Source organism: Nocardia sp. NPDC004711, from assembly GCF_053601595.1.
Genome location: NZ_JBSGCB010000007.1, coordinates 197,016 through 210,268, shown reverse-complemented (window position 1 = coordinate 210,268; position 13,253 = coordinate 197,016). Strand labels below are relative to the sequence as shown.

Annotated in this window: 13 protein-coding genes; 6 read left to right on the top strand and 7 right to left on the bottom strand. The window is 68.1% G+C overall.

The window, feature by feature from the left end:
* Positions 1 to 57: 57 nt before the first annotated feature.
* Together ACWEKS_RS09190 and ACWEKS_RS09185 are read right to left on the bottom strand one after the other, a co-directional pair.
* On the bottom strand, positions 58 to 960 hold the full coding sequence (locus ACWEKS_RS09190; RefSeq protein ID WP_452339587.1) for an MBL fold metallo-hydrolase: 903 nt from the start codon (positions 958 to 960) through the stop codon (positions 58 to 60).
* On the bottom strand, positions 957 to 1,292 hold the full coding sequence (locus tag ACWEKS_RS09185; protein ID WP_452339586.1) for an antibiotic biosynthesis monooxygenase family protein: 336 nt from the start codon (positions 1,290 to 1,292) through the stop codon (positions 957 to 959). The genes ACWEKS_RS09190 and ACWEKS_RS09185 overlap by 4 nt, the downstream gene beginning before the upstream one ends.
* A 200-nt stretch (positions 1,293 to 1,492) precedes the next feature.
* On the opposite strand from ACWEKS_RS09185, the gene ACWEKS_RS09180 reads away from it, so the two are divergent.
* Entirely contained in the window at positions 1,493 to 3,025 is a 1,533-nt protein-coding gene (locus ACWEKS_RS09180; RefSeq protein ID WP_452339585.1) for an MFS transporter, read from the top strand.
* 20 nt (positions 3,026 to 3,045) lie between these two features.
* Here ACWEKS_RS09180 and ACWEKS_RS09175 read toward each other — a convergent pair whose 3' ends face one another.
* Positions 3,046 to 3,900, bottom strand: coding sequence for an NmrA family NAD(P)-binding protein (locus tag ACWEKS_RS09175; RefSeq protein WP_452339584.1), 855 nt, complete (start codon positions 3,898 to 3,900; stop codon positions 3,046 to 3,048).
* Positions 3,901 to 4,062: 162 nt separating this feature from the next.
* Between ACWEKS_RS09175 and ACWEKS_RS09170 the strand changes: the two genes are divergently transcribed.
* Genes ACWEKS_RS09170 through ACWEKS_RS09150 form a run of 5 tightly spaced genes read left to right on the top strand, consistent with a single transcriptional unit; the run spans position 4,063 to position 8,636 of the window.
* On the top strand, positions 4,063 to 5,157 hold the full coding sequence (locus tag ACWEKS_RS09170; protein WP_452339583.1) for a methyltransferase: 1,095 nt from the start codon (positions 4,063 to 4,065) through the stop codon (positions 5,155 to 5,157).
* On the top strand, positions 5,126 to 6,169 hold the full coding sequence (locus tag ACWEKS_RS09165; protein WP_452339582.1) for a phosphotransferase family protein: 1,044 nt from the start codon (positions 5,126 to 5,128) through the stop codon (positions 6,167 to 6,169). Before ACWEKS_RS09170 ends, ACWEKS_RS09165 begins: the two co-directional genes overlap by 32 nt.
* Complete coding sequence (locus tag ACWEKS_RS09160) at positions 6,166 to 7,191, top strand: MsnO8 family LLM class oxidoreductase (protein ID WP_452339581.1); 1,026 nt, start codon at positions 6,166 to 6,168, stop codon at positions 7,189 to 7,191. Before ACWEKS_RS09165 ends, ACWEKS_RS09160 begins: the two co-directional genes overlap by 4 nt.
* Entirely contained in the window at positions 7,188 to 8,306 is a 1,119-nt protein-coding gene (locus tag ACWEKS_RS09155; protein WP_452339580.1) for an LLM class flavin-dependent oxidoreductase, read from the top strand. The genes ACWEKS_RS09160 and ACWEKS_RS09155 overlap by 4 nt, the downstream gene beginning before the upstream one ends.
* Positions 8,307 to 8,336: 30 nt before the next feature.
* Positions 8,337 to 8,636 (top strand): muconolactone Delta-isomerase family protein, encoded by a 300-nt coding sequence (locus ACWEKS_RS09150; RefSeq protein WP_354838102.1) that lies wholly within the window; start codon positions 8,337 to 8,339, stop codon positions 8,634 to 8,636.
* A 60-nt stretch (positions 8,637 to 8,696) separates the two neighbouring features.
* Here ACWEKS_RS09150 and ACWEKS_RS09145 read toward each other — a convergent pair whose 3' ends face one another.
* The 4 genes from ACWEKS_RS09145 to prpD all read right to left on the bottom strand — a co-directional run bounded on the left by ACWEKS_RS09145 (position 8,697) and on the right by prpD (position 13,185).
* On the bottom strand, positions 8,697 to 9,566 hold the full coding sequence (locus ACWEKS_RS09145; protein ID WP_452339579.1) for an alpha/beta fold hydrolase: 870 nt from the start codon (positions 9,564 to 9,566) through the stop codon (positions 8,697 to 8,699).
* 78 nt (positions 9,567 to 9,644) lie between these two features.
* Positions 9,645 to 10,769 carry a bifunctional 2-methylcitrate synthase/citrate synthase gene (locus ACWEKS_RS09140; protein ID WP_452339578.1) on the bottom strand — a complete coding sequence of 375 codons (1,125 nt, stop codon included), beginning with the start codon at positions 10,767 to 10,769 and terminating at the stop codon, positions 9,645 to 9,647.
* Positions 10,769 to 11,683, bottom strand: coding sequence for a methylisocitrate lyase (gene prpB, locus ACWEKS_RS09135; RefSeq protein WP_452339577.1), 915 nt, complete (start codon positions 11,681 to 11,683; stop codon positions 10,769 to 10,771). The genes ACWEKS_RS09140 and prpB overlap by 1 nt, the downstream gene beginning before the upstream one ends.
* On the bottom strand, positions 11,680 to 13,185 hold the full coding sequence (gene prpD, locus ACWEKS_RS09130; protein WP_452339576.1) for a 2-methylcitrate dehydratase PrpD: 1,506 nt from the start codon (positions 13,183 to 13,185) through the stop codon (positions 11,680 to 11,682). The genes prpB and prpD overlap by 4 nt, the downstream gene beginning before the upstream one ends.
* Positions 13,186 to 13,253 lie beyond the last annotated feature (68 nt).

Genomic DNA, 13,253 nt, shown 5'->3' with positions numbered 1-13,253 from the left:
TTACGGCACAGTCGAATTGGTGACATGGTCGGCAATCGGCGGGTGGGCGTGCCGAGGTCAGGCGGAGGCCGGGATCGAATGCCCCAGGAAGGCCGCCATATCCGCCAGGACCGGTCCCGAGCGGATCGGCGCGGCGGTGTCCGCGATCTCGGCGTACGCACGATGGAGATTGGCCACCAATCGCTCCGGTTCATTCCACGACGACCACGGATGCTCGCCCAGTCGCGCCGGATCGACCTGGCGGGCCGCCTCGAGTGGCGTCGCGCCGGACGGCATCGCGTCCCGGGCCACCGCGAGCAGCCAGTCGAGATAGTCACGGGTCTCGGTGAGGACGTGACGGTCGGCGACCTCGCCGTGGCCGCCGATGATGGTCTCGGGCGCGAGGTCCCGCAGCCGATCCATCCAGTCGAGCGTGCCGCGCACCGAACCCGACAGCAGGAACGGTGTCGTGCCGGGCATGACGAGATCACCCGCGACGACGACCCGCGCGTGCGGCACCCATACCGCCAGATCGGCGTCGGTGTGTCCGATACCCCCGGTGAGCAAGTGGATCTCGCGCTCACCGGCGTGCAGGACGGTCCGATCACCCACCCCGACACCGGGCAGCACCAAAGGCAGGTCCCCCCAATCGATCTCGGGCCACAGGGCCCGCACCGCCCAGCCGTCGCGAGCCATCGCCGGCCGGCACCGTCGATGCGCGACGACCGGAGCCGGGGCGAACAGCGCGTTCCCCGCCGTGTGGTCCCCGTGCCAGTGGGTGTTGATCACCATCGCCGGCGAGCCCGCGCCCATCCGCGTCAGCGCGGAACGCAAACCTCGGGCCCGGCTTTCGGTGCCCAACGTATCCACCAGAACGGATTCGCCGTCAGCGCGGACGAGCGCGGCATTGCTCACGCACCAGCCGCCGGGGCGCTCGATATAGGCGAAGACGTCGTCGGCGACCTCGTCGAGTGCGCTCACCCCGACTGACCGGCCGATCGAATGATCCGGCACAGCTGCGGATCTCCGGCCGCCACTTCACCGACCCGGGTGCGGGTGCGGAATTCCGGATTCGAGGTCGCGCGCAGGAATGCCTCGCGGCCGGACCAGCGAGCGATATTGATGTAGACGTGCGGATCGCTCTCGGATTTGAGCAATTCGTAATGCCGGAAACCGGGTTGCCGCGAGAAATAGTCCGCGACATCGGCATAGATCGATTCGAATCGCTCCGGCGGACCTGCCAGGCGCAGGACGTTCACGAAGACGTACTCGGACTGCCCGGCCGCTACCGGGTCGGTCGTTGGATCGGACATCGATCGTCCCCACTTCTCATCGATCGAACACGTGTCTCCAGCATGTGCGCGGGATCTGCAGCGCCACTGGAGTCCCGCTGGAGTCTCGCTGGAGTCCCGCTGGAGCCGGATTGACGGTGGACTCACGAGTCCAGATATTGGACCCATGAGTCCATCGGACTCGAATCACCTTTGTATCCAAGGAAATTGGAGCCCAATCCATGTCCACACCGTCTCCGTCGTTCGACACCACACGGTCCCGGATTTCCCGTCCGCCGGATTGGGCGGTGCTGAGCCTGCTCTGCCTGGGGCAGTTGATCGTCGTCCTCGACCTTTCGATCGTCAATGTCGCGCTACCCGCCATCCAGGGTTCGCTCGACTTCTCCGACGCCGGACTGCAATGGGTGGTCAACGGCTACGCCATCACCTTCGCCGGCTTCCTGTTGCTCGGCGGCCGGGTCGCCGACCTGATCGGCCGCCGGCGGGTGTTCCTCATCGGCCTCACCATTTTCACCCTCGCCAGCCTGGCCGGTGGTCTGGCCAGGTCGTCGGAATGGCTGGTGATCGCCCGTGTCGTCCAGGGTTTCGGCGGCGCGCTGCTCTCGCCCGCCACCCTGGCGATCCTGTCGACCACCTTCACCGAGGGCAGGGCGCGGGCCCGTGCCACCGCGGCCTGGGGTGCGATCTCGGGGGCCGGGGCTGCACTGGGGTCGGTGCTCGGCGGCGTACTGACCGATATCGCCAGCTGGCAGTGGATCTTCTACGTCAATATCCCGCTCGGTGCGCTGGCCCTGGCACTGACCTATCCATTGCTCGGTGAGAGTCGGGGCGCGGCGGGGAAGCGACTCGACGGGGTCGGCGCGGTGCTCGTCACCACGGCGCTGGTGGCGCTGGTGTTCGGTGCGGTCGACTCCCAGAACCACGGCTGGTCCGCACCTTCGACCTGGGGGCCGATTGTGGGTGCGGCCGTGCTGCTGGTCTGGTTCACCGTGCACGAGGCGAAGGTCGCGGCCGCGCCGCTGATTCCGTTGTACGTCTTGAAGATCCGTTCGGTCGCCTTCGCCAATATCGTCATGTTCTGGATCGGCGCGGCGGTGATCGCGCACTTCTACTTCTTGTCGCTGTACATGCAGAACATCCTGGGCTACAACGCCTTCCGCACCGGCATCGCGTTCCTGCCCGGCGCGGTGGCGATGACCATCGGCGCGTACTCGGGTCCGCCGCTGGTCAAGCGATTCGGGGGCGTCCGCCCGCTGCTGACCGGCGCGCCCGCGTTGAGCGCGCTCGGCTTGATCTGGCTCGCGTTCGTCCCGGATCACGGCTCCTTCGCGCTGCATGTGCTGATCCCCCAGGTCCTGATCACCCTCGGTGCGGGCTTGGTGATGGTGCCGCTGGTCATTGCCGCCACCGGCGGCGTGGCGCCCGCCGAGGCCGGCGTGGCCTCCGGAATCATCAACACCACCAGGCAATTCGGTGGAGCCATCGGGCTGGCGGTGCTGGCCACCATCGCTGCCTCCCGGACCGGTTCCGGCAGCGGCGGCCACCCGCCGTCGCACGCTGAACTGCTGTCCGGCTATCACGCCGCGTTCGGTGTCGGCGCGGTCTTCGCGGTGGTGGCGCTGGTGTTCACCTTCGGGCTGCGGACCGCCGCGCCGCCCGCACCGGCGGCGGCGACCCCGGCGGAGCCGGAGATCGACGCACCTGAGTCCGATACCGCGCTGGAGACCACCGAAAGCAGTTCCGCCCGCCCGTGACCGGCGCCGGGCGAGGGTCCTCACGAGTCGCCGAGGAACCTCGCCCGGTGGTCGCGCACGAACTTCTCATAGCTGATCGGCGGTGTCCCGGTGAGTATTTCGACGTCATCGAAGATCAGGCTCCGGACCGGGCCCGCGGCGGCACGGGCCGCGGTGACCGCGTCCGCGACCGCCGCGGGCACCCGGCGGGCCAGCCGCTCCCGCTCCTGGTCGATCGAGATCTCCCGCACGGCGATCGGCCGGCCGAGCACCTCGGCGAGGACGGCCACCTGCTCACGCGGGCTCACCGCCCGCGGGCCGCTGAGCCGCAGCACCGGTGCGCCGGCGGGGTCGGTCTCCGCGGACAGCGCCCGGGCTGCCACCCGCCCGATATCGCGGGGATCGAGGTGGGCTGCGGGCAGATCGGGCAGCGCCACCTCGACCACGCCGGTGCCGAGAATCGAAGGGATCCACGCGAATGTATTGGAATAGAACCCGTTCGGCCGCAACACGATCGACGGAATTCCGGACTCGACGGCCACTCGCTCGCCCGCGGCATGCCAGCCGCCGAGCGCGCCGTCCGGATTCTCGTCCACTGCCAGCGACGAGACCGTGACCACCCGCCGAACGCCCGCCGCCGCGGCGGCCGCGACGACGGTGGCGTCCTGCCTCGCCTTCAGATGGCCGGAGGTCGCGATGAAGACCGAATCCACGCCCTCCAGTAGCGGAACCAGTGTGCGAGGAACATCGAGGTCCCCGGCCACGAATTCCACGCCCGCCACCGGGGCGGTCCGGCCCGGATCCCTGGCCAGGGCGCGAACCTTCGCGCCCCGCCGCGACAATTCCCGTACCGTCGCGGTGCCGACGATACCGGTGGCTCCGACCACGAGAATCATTCGAATCATCTCCCTTGCAACGCGATTCACTGCGACGGCGGGAGCGTATCCGGCAATTCGGGCGCACGGCCGAATGCCGGATCCACGCTCCAGAGATCCTCCAGGAGCCGTGCAGCAGCGCTTTCTACGGTCGATTCCGACGCCAAACCTCAGGAGAACTCGATGAGTCACGTCTCCACACCGCTGATCCCCGCTCCCGGTGAGAACCTCGACAACACCGATTCCGGTGGATCGCCCGCACATATTCTCGGCCTGGTCTCCGGGGCCCGCCGCGCCCAGGTGGTGCTGGCCGCGGTGGAGCTCGACCTGTTCACCGCACTGGCCGACCAAGAGCTTCCGGCAGTCGAAATCGCCGCGATCACCGGAATTCAACCCGAATGGTCGCGCGATTTCCTCGATGCCGTCGCCGCCACCGGACTGCTCATCACCGATAACGGTCGCTACGCGAACAGCCCCGACGCGCACCGTTATCTGGTACATGGCCGTCCCCACTATCTCGGTGGATTCCTGCGTTTCCTCGACAAGACCCTGCATCCGGCCTGGACCGGGCTCGCCGCCAGCCTGAAATCCGGGAAGCCGGCCAATTCCGATGCGGCGGGCGGTGATCCATACGGCACCCTGTTCACCGACGCCGACGATCGTCGCGCCTTCTTCGAGGCGATGGATGTGCTCAACGCCCCCATCGGCGCGGCGCTGTCCCGGCTGGACTGGTCGCAGCGCACCACCTTCGCCGATATCGGCGGCGCGCGCGGAAATATCGCCGCGGAAGTGGTGCGAGCCCACCCACACCTCACGGCACAGGTCTTCGACCTGCCCGAGGTCGAGCCCGAATTCGACGCCCACATCACCGAACTGGGGTTGACCGACCGGATCGCCTTCCGGCCCGGCGACTTCTTCACCGATCCGCTGCCCAGCGCCGATGTGCTGATTTTCGGGCACGTCCTGCACAACTGGCCCGTCCACCGTCGGCAGCAGCTCATCGCCGCCGCCTACGCGGCGCTGCCGGAGGGCGGCACCATCGCCATCTACGACCCGGTGCTCGATCCGGTCAGCCCCACCCCACCGGCCCTGCTCGCCAGCCTGAACATGCTGGTGTGGTCCTCGGGCGGCAGCGAGTACACCGTCGCGGAGGCCGAAACCTGGCTGCGCGCGGCGGGATTCGTCGATATCGCCGCGGCTCCGCTCGGTCCGACATCCACGCTCATCACCGGCGAAAGGCCACATCATGGCGGTGCCACTGCAGCGATCGCGCAATAGCACCCGGGATCTGGTGCTGGGCTGGCTGTCCCGCACCTCGACCGGGTACGACATCGATCCGGACAGCGTCGATATCTCGCTGCCGCGCAACGGTTTCTCGGCGGAGACCATTCAGGTGACCGCGCGCGATATCGCGGGCGGCACTCACCGTTCGATCATCCGGGTCGGCGCTACCGGAGAGCGGATCTATCCCACCGAATCGATTGTGGCGCAGGCCGATGCGCTGCGGGCGGTGCGCCGCCACAGCGATGTGCCCGTGCCCGAGGTGCTGGCCGTCGAACCCGATGCCACCGTGCTGGGCGCGCCGTTCTTCCTGATGGAGTTCGTCGACGGCCGGGTCCCGCCGGACTTTCCGTCCTACCACCGGTCGGGCTGGGTCGCCGATCTGGTGCCCAGCGAACGCACGGCGGTCTGGTGGGCGGCCCTGACCGCGCTCGAACGACTGCATTCGATCACGGCGGACACCGCCGATCTGCCCGATCTGGGTCCTGCGGGTCCCGCTGCGCAGGTGCGGTATTGGAGCGATGCGCTGGACTTCTATCGCTGCGCGGACGATCCGGTGATCCGGCGGGCCGAGCGGTGGCTGGCGGGCAATATTCCGGTCCACCGGTCGCCGTACGTGCTGCTGTGGGGTGACGCCAGGCTCGGCAACATCATCTACCGCGATACCGAGGTCGCCGCCCTCGTCGACTGGGAGATGACCGGATACGGCGAACCCGAGAGCGATCTCGCCTGGTTTCTGTACCTGGACCGGCACCTGAGCCGGGGGATCGGCGCACAGCGACTGTACGGGCTGCCCGACCGGGACCGAACCGTCGAGGCATACGCCGCGCTGTCCGGCCGGACCCTGCGGAATCTGACCTTCTACGAGGTGCTGGCCGGATTCAAATTCGCGCTCATCACCGCGGCGGTGACGCGCCGCGCGGAGCGCACCGGACTGCCCTCGGATACGCCATTTCCCTTGCACCGCAATGCGGTAGCCCTGCTCGACGAAACCCTGGAGGCGCTATGACCATCAGATTGTCCATCCTCGACCAGGCTCCGGTCCCCGAGGGCACGCCCCAGTCGCAGGCCCTGGCCAATTCTCTCGACCTCGCCCGCCACGCCGAACGCTTCGGCTACACCCGCTACTGGGTCGCCGAACACCATGCCATGTACTCGCACGCCATCTCGGCGCCCGAGATCCTGGTGACCGCGATCGCCTCGGCGACCTCGACGCTGCGGGTCGGATCGGGCGGGGTGCTGCTCACGCACTACAGCCCGTTCAAGGTGGCCGAGACGTTCCGGACGCTGACGGCCCTGCATCCGGGCCGCATCGACCTCGGTATCGGACGGTCCACGGGCGCCGACGAGGTCGAGACCCTCGCACTGCGACCGGTGCCCGAGGCCGGACGCGGACCGTCGATCGACGCGAAGGTCGAACAGCTGCGCGCGCATCTGGCCGGCTCCCCGGCCGTCGACGGGGCGCGCCGCGCCCCGGTCGCGGTCCCGCTCGACGCGCCCGCACCGGATATCTGGCTGCTGGGCAGCAGCCCCGGGAGCGCCGTGTCGGCAGGCCGGGCCGACATCGACTACGCGTTCGCGCATTTCATCAATCCGGGGGCGACCCGGGAGTCCATCGAGGCGTACCACCGGCTCGCGCCCGGGCGGTCGCCGATCCTCGCCATCACGGCGGTGGTCGCCGATACCGAGGCCGAGGCCGCGCGACTGTACTCGGCCCAACGCGCGGTGCGTAATCGGTTGTTCCGCAACGATGTCCGGCCGATTCCGGAGCCGGACACCGCGTTGGCGGAGCTGGCCCGTTACGGCGACATCCTCGAAAACGAGAACTTCGAATGGCCCCGGTACTTCTGGGGCACGCCCGACCGGGTCGGTGACCGAATCCGTTCGCTCGCCTCGAGTCTCGACGTCGAGGAGATCATCGTCGTCACCACGGTGCACGACCATCAGGCGCGGGTGCGCAGTTATGAACTCCTGGCCGCCGAGTTCGCGCTGCCGGCCGCCACCTCTTCACTCCAGGACGTGACGCGATGAAGTTCGGCATCAACCTCTTTCCCACCGTCGGCCCGCGCGACCAGGCGCCGGTCGACTATTACGATCACGCGCTCTCGATCGCGGTGTATGCCGAAGAGCTCGGCTACCACCACGTCAAGACCGTCGAGCACTACTTCTTCGAATACGGGGGCTACAGCCCGGATCCCACCACCTTCCTGACCGCCGTCGCCGCCCGGACGGAGCGGATCCGGCTGATCACCGGCGCCGTGGTGCCCGCGTTCGATCATCCGATCAAACTCGCAGCGCGGCTGGCGGTGCTGGACAACATCAGCCACGGGCGGCTCGATGTCGGTGTCGCACGTGGATTCCTGCCGGACGAGTTCGCGGCCTTCCAACTGTCCCTGGATGATTCGCGGCCACGGTTCGACGCCACCGTGGCAGCGATCGTCGAGCTGTGGACGGGATCCGACGTGACCATCGACAACGGCTTCCACTCGTTCGGGCCGGTGACGCTGCAGCCGCGTCCGTTTCAGAGTCCGCACCCGCGCATCCTGGTGGCCACGGCGATCACCCCGGAGTCCGCCGAGCGGGCCGGTGCGGCCGGGCACGGGCTGCTGCTGGTGCCGTCGATCAATCCGCGGGAGAAGGTGCAGGACATCATCGCCAGGTATCGGGTGGCCCGGGAAGCCGCCGGATTCGACCCCGCCACAGCCGAAGTGCATCTGAGCTACAGCTCGTTTCTTGCCGACGACGCGGACGAGGCGCGCAGCCTCGGCGAGCAGTTCGCGAACACCAACCACCGTGCGCTGGCCCGGGCCGTCTCCGGCTGGTCGACCGCCCGCAGCACCCAGTACGAGGGGTACGAGAAGATCGTCGACCGGGTCGCGGGCGGGACCTTCGCCGCCCAGCTCGCCGCCGACAAGACCATAGTCGGGACGCCGGCCCAGGTCGTCGATCAGATCGCTCGTATCAGAGAGGCGTTCGGCGACGTGACGATCAGCCTGCAGACGCCGCCCAGCACCGCGCCCGAGGCCGTCGTGCGGCGCTCGGTGCAACTCTTCGCCGAGGACGTGCTGCCGCACTTCTCGACGCCCGTCGCGCTCGACGGCACAGCTCCCGGCGTCGCGGCGGCGGCTGTCGCGCCGGGCCGATAGAAAACACCCGCATCAGAAGGAGTTTCGAGCATGGCGCTCTTCGCCGTCTTCACCAAGCAGCACCCCATCGGCATCAGCGCCGACGAATTCCGGCACCGGCTGCCGGAGGGATTCGCACACCACGTCGATCTCGTGAAGCGTGGCATCATCAAGCACAGCTGGATCATTGCCGGACAATCCGGCGGGCTGAATGTCTACGAGGTGGCCAGCCACGAGGAACTCACCGACGCGCTGTACGGCAACCCGCTGTCCTCGCACCTGGAGTTCGAGGTCTTCCCGCTGTCGGACCCGGGTGGGTTCGATGTCGACGAATTCGCCACGCGGGACTAGGACATGCGAAAGCGGGGTGGTCACCGATCGGTGACCACCCCGCTTTCGTGCATGCGGCTATCAGCCGCGGGCCAGGAACGTCTCGACGACGGAGCTGAACTCGGGCGCGTTGTCGACCCACGGATAGTGGCCCGCTCCCGCGATCGACACGTGCGTCGCGACCGGGAACAGCGCGGCGGCGGCGTTTCCGGCCTCCACACCGGTCAGCGCGTCCGCGGCGCCTGTCACGACCAGGACAGGTGCGGTGACCTGCCCGAACGTCGGCAGGAAGCGTTCTGGCTCGGTGCGATCGCCATTGCCGTGGAAGTGCTTCCACGCCTCGAGCGAGAACTGTTCGCGCTGTGTCGCGGCATGCGCGCGCTGCCGCTCACCCCACCCGCCGTACGCGGCCGGGACATAGCGGTCCAGTAAGTCGAGCACAGCCTCGGGCGAGTCCTGTGGCCCGGCTGCTGCCAATTCCCCGGCAGCGGTACGCACCTCGTCGAACCACGGCTCGGCTGCGCGGGCATTCAGCAGGCTCGCGATATCGCCACCCCCGCCGAAGAAGTCCGGTCCCGGCACGACCAGCACCAGCCGGGACACCCGATCCGGATGATGCCCGGCGTACACCGCCGCGACCACCGCCCCCGACGAGTGGCCGAGCACATCGATCGTCTCCACCCCGAGATGGGATCGCAGCGCGTCCACGTCCCGGGCGAGCGACGGATAGGCGTACTTGGCTGGATTATCCGGGGCCGCAGTGGATCCCGTGCCGCGCGCGTCGTACCGAATCAGGGTCCGGCTCGCGGCGAGCCCCCCGAGGTCCTCGAGATACCGCGAATCCCGGGGTCCGCCCGGCACCACGACCAGCGGTGGCCCCGATCCGATCGCCTCGAACGCCAGCTCGGCCCCATCGAACGACACTGCGGTGCCATGAGTCGAAGTAGTCATAGCCCGAACCTACGAACCCCGGGTCCACTCTCCCTACGACCTCGCTACAGCCCCGCTGGAAGCCTCACGGCGACTCTGTCAGGCGACGACGGAACGTTGTGGGACGCCGACGTATTGGCTCAGGGGGCGGATCAGGGCGTTGGAGGCGCTCTGTTCGATGATGTGGGCGGTCCAGCCGGTGATGCGGCTCATGACGAAGATGGGGGTGAAGGACTCGATGGCGAAGCCGAGCAGGTAATAGGCGGGGCCGGTGGGGAAGTCGAGGTTCGGCTCGATGCCGGTGGCCTCGTTCATCGTGCGTTCGAGGATGTCGTACATCCGCACCCAGGTGCCGCCGTCGGTGGCGGCGGCGATGTCGAGGAAAGCCTTTCTCATGGTGGGCACCCGGGAGTCACCGCTCTTGTAGACCCGGTGGCCGAAGCCCATGACCTTTTCCTTCTTGAACAGCTTGTTGCGCATCCACTCCTCGGCCAGCGCCGGATCGCCGATCTCGAGCATGTCGTGCATGACCGCCTCGTTCGCCCCGCCGTGGAGCCGGCCCTTGAGTGCGCCGATGGCGGCGGTGACTGCGCTGTAGATATCCGAGAGTGTCGAGGTGACCACGCGGGCGGCGAAGGTGGAGGCGTTGAAGCTGTGCTCCGCGTACAGGATCAGCGAGACTTCGAAGGCCTTCACCAGTTCAGGTGCGGGGACTGTGCCGAAGCACATGTTCAGGAAGTTCTCGGCGAAACCCAGATGTGAGTGCGGCGCAATGGGATCCAGGCCCTGGCGGCGGCGGTGATCGGCGGCCACGATGGTCGGCAACACCGCCATCATGCGAAGTGCTTTGGCGCGGTTGGCTTTCGCCGAGTTGTCGTCCTCGGCGGGGTCTTCGGCGCCGAGATAGCTGATAGCGGTGCGCACCACGTCCATGGGGTGGCAGCTGTCGGGCAGCTTGGCCACCAGCGACAGCAGCGAGCGATCCGCGCGCCGCGAGGCACGCTCCTGCTGCAGGAACTGGGCCAACTGGGTGTCGTTGGGCAGTTCGCCGTACCAGAGCAGGTAGGCGACCTGTTCGAAGCTGCAGTGCGCGGCCAGATCCTGGACCGCGTAGCCGCGGTAGATCAGGGAGTTGGTTTCCGGCACCACCTTGGAGATCGCGGTGGTGTCGACGACGACGCCGGCGAGACCCTTGTAGATGGTCGGAATCGCGGTCTCTATCATCACTGGTTCCTTCCCAGGGTGAAATTGAAGATGTCGGAATCGAATTCGTTGTAACGCTCGTACTGCAGCAGCTCGTAGAGCCGGCTGCGGTGCTGCATGCGATCCAGCAGCCCGGACTGGGTACCGGTCGCCGCGATCTCCCGCAATCCGGTTTCGGCGGCGAACATGGCCAGCCGCAGCGTGGTCACCGGGTAGATGACCGCGTTGTAGCCGATCGACTCGAGCGTCTGGGCCGGAATCAGTTCGGACTTCCCGAACTCGGTCATGTTGGCCAGCAAGGGAATCGACAGCGCAGCCCGGAATTTCTCGAAGTCGGCCTCGGTGTGCAGCGCCTCGGTGAAGATCAGGTCGGCACCGGCCTCGGCATAGGCCTTGGCCCGGTCGATGGCCGCGTCCATGCCCTCGATGCCCGCGGCGTCGGTGCGCGCACAGATCACGAGGTTCGGGTCCCGGCGGGCGGCCACGGCCGCACGCAGGCGGCGCACCATGTCGGCGGTGGGCACCACGGCCTTGCCGTCGAGGTGGCCGCAGCGCTTGGGGTTCACCTGGTCTTCGAGGTGCAGCCCGGCGATGCCGGCGTCCTCCATGACCGTGACGGTGCGCGCGGCGCTCATGGGTTCGCCGAATCCGGTGTCGGCGTCGATGAGCACGGGCAGGTCGGTGACCCGGGCGATCTGCTGACCGCGCCCGGCCACCTCGGTCAACGTGGTGAGCCCGATATCGGGCAAGCCGAGATCAGCGGAGAGCACCGCCCCGGAGACGTAGACGCCTTCGAAGCCGATCTCCTGAATCAGCCTGGCCACCAACGGATTGAACGCACCGGGGAACCGCTGGATCGTGCCGGAGCTCAGCCCCGCTCTGAACGCTGCGCGCTTGTCTGCGGCCGAGGCGGCGGCGGCGAGCAGGCCGGTCATCGGAACAGCCCCTTCGGCGACCGGGGCGCGCGGGCGAGCACGTCCGACGAGACGGTGAACGTCAGCTCCGACAGCTCGCCCGCGGACAGCTGGCCCGCGCGCTGGGCCACCTCGAGGAAGCGATCCTGCTCGGCGGGCGCGATGACACCCTCGGCGAGAGTGCGGAACTTGGCGACGTATTGATCCCGGGCGAAGGGACACGCGCCGAGTGGATGCGCATCGGCGACGGCCAACTCGTCGATGATCACCTCACCGCTCTTCAATGTCACCTCGGCGCGGGCGCCGAACGCCTTCTCGTTCGGGTCTGTCGAGTGGTAGCGCCGCGTCCACTCCGGATCCTCGGCGGTGGAGATCTTGTTCCACAGCTCGATCGTGTCCGGACGCTGCGCGCGCTCCGGCGCGTAGGAGCGCTCGTGATGCCAGGTGCAGTCCTGCAGCGCCACCGCGAAGATGTACATGACGGAGTGGTCCAGGGTTTCGCGAGAAGCCTTGGGGTCGAACTTCTGCGGATCGTTCGATCCGGTGCCGATCACGTAGTGGGTGTGGTGGCTGGTGTGCAGCACGATCGACGCGATCTGGTCGAGGTCGCCGATCCGCTCCCGCATCCGCCGCGCCAGATCGATCGGGGCCTGGCTCTGGTATTCGGCCGAGTGTTCCTTGGTGTAGGTGTCGAGAATCCCGCGCTTGGGCTCACCCGGACCCGGCAGCGGCACCGAGTATTCCACGTTCGGGCCGCCCAGCAGCCACGCGATCACACCGTCCTCGCCCTCCCAGATCGGCGCGGGCGCGCCTTCGCCGCGCATGGCGCGATCCACGGCCTCCACGGCCATCTTCCCGGCGAAGGCCGGTGCGTAGGCCTTCCAGCTCGAGATCTCACCCTTGCGGGACTGACGGGTCGCGGTGGTGGTGTGCAGGGCCTGACCGACGGCCTGGTAGATGGTCTCGGTGTCCAGGCCGAGGAGTGTGCCGATACCGGCGGCCGCCGACGGTCCGAGGTGGGCGACATGGTCGATCTTGTGCTCGTGCAGGCAGATCGCGCGCACCAGATCCACCTGGATCTCGTAACCCGTTGCGAGACCGCGGATCAGGTCACGGCCGGTGCGTCCGGTGTGTTGCGCGACGGCCAGGATCGGCGGGATGTTGTCCCCCGGGTGCGAGTACTCGGCGGCCAGAAAGGTGTCGTGGAAGTCGAGTTCGCGCACCGCGACCCCATTGGCCCACGCCGCCCACTCCGGGGAGTACGAGCCCTCGACCCCGAACACGGTGGCGCCCGGCCGGTAAGGGTGGGCCAGCGCCTGCGCACGGGCATTGGCGACCGGCCGGCGGGCGATCGAGGCCGCCGCGACCGCCGCATTGTCGATGATCCGGTTGACGATCATCGCCTCCACCTCCGGAGCGACCTCCACGGCATCCGCGGCAACCTCGGCGATCCGCCAGGCGAGGTGTTCCTCTCGGGGGAAGTGCTCGGCGGAGCGGTGGGTGCGGACGAGATGGTGCTTCACTGTCGGAGTCCTCCAGGGCGTCGATTTCACCGGTACATTTCGCACGCTACACAGCGCTGTATTCGACC

Excerpts from the sequence above, each read along its gene's own strand:
- ACWEKS_RS09185 (WP_452339586.1), bottom strand. The coding sequence starts at position 1,292 with ATGTCCGATCCAACGACCGACCCGGTAGCGGCCGGGCAGTCCGAGTAC.
- ACWEKS_RS09180 (WP_452339585.1), top strand. The coding sequence starts at position 1,493 with ATGTCCACACCGTCTCCGTCGTTCGACACCACACGGTCCCGGATTTCC.
- ACWEKS_RS09175 (WP_452339584.1), bottom strand. The coding sequence starts at position 3,900 with ATGATTCTCGTGGTCGGAGCCACCGGTATCGTCGGCACCGCGACGGTA.
- ACWEKS_RS09170 (WP_452339583.1), top strand. The coding sequence starts at position 4,063 with ATGAGTCACGTCTCCACACCGCTGATCCCCGCTCCCGGTGAGAACCTC.
- ACWEKS_RS09165 (WP_452339582.1), top strand. The coding sequence starts at position 5,126 with ATGGCGGTGCCACTGCAGCGATCGCGCAATAGCACCCGGGATCTGGTG.
- ACWEKS_RS09160 (WP_452339581.1), top strand. The coding sequence starts at position 6,166 with ATGACCATCAGATTGTCCATCCTCGACCAGGCTCCGGTCCCCGAGGGC.
- ACWEKS_RS09155 (WP_452339580.1), top strand. The coding sequence starts at position 7,188 with ATGAAGTTCGGCATCAACCTCTTTCCCACCGTCGGCCCGCGCGACCAG.
- ACWEKS_RS09150 (WP_354838102.1), top strand. The coding sequence starts at position 8,337 with ATGGCGCTCTTCGCCGTCTTCACCAAGCAGCACCCCATCGGCATCAGC.
- ACWEKS_RS09145 (WP_452339579.1), bottom strand. The coding sequence starts at position 9,566 with ATGACTACTTCGACTCATGGCACCGCAGTGTCGTTCGATGGGGCCGAG.
- ACWEKS_RS09140 (WP_452339578.1), bottom strand. The coding sequence starts at position 10,769 with ATGATAGAGACCGCGATTCCGACCATCTACAAGGGTCTCGCCGGCGTC.
- prpB (WP_452339577.1), bottom strand. The coding sequence starts at position 11,683 with ATGACCGGCCTGCTCGCCGCCGCCGCCTCGGCCGCAGACAAGCGCGCA.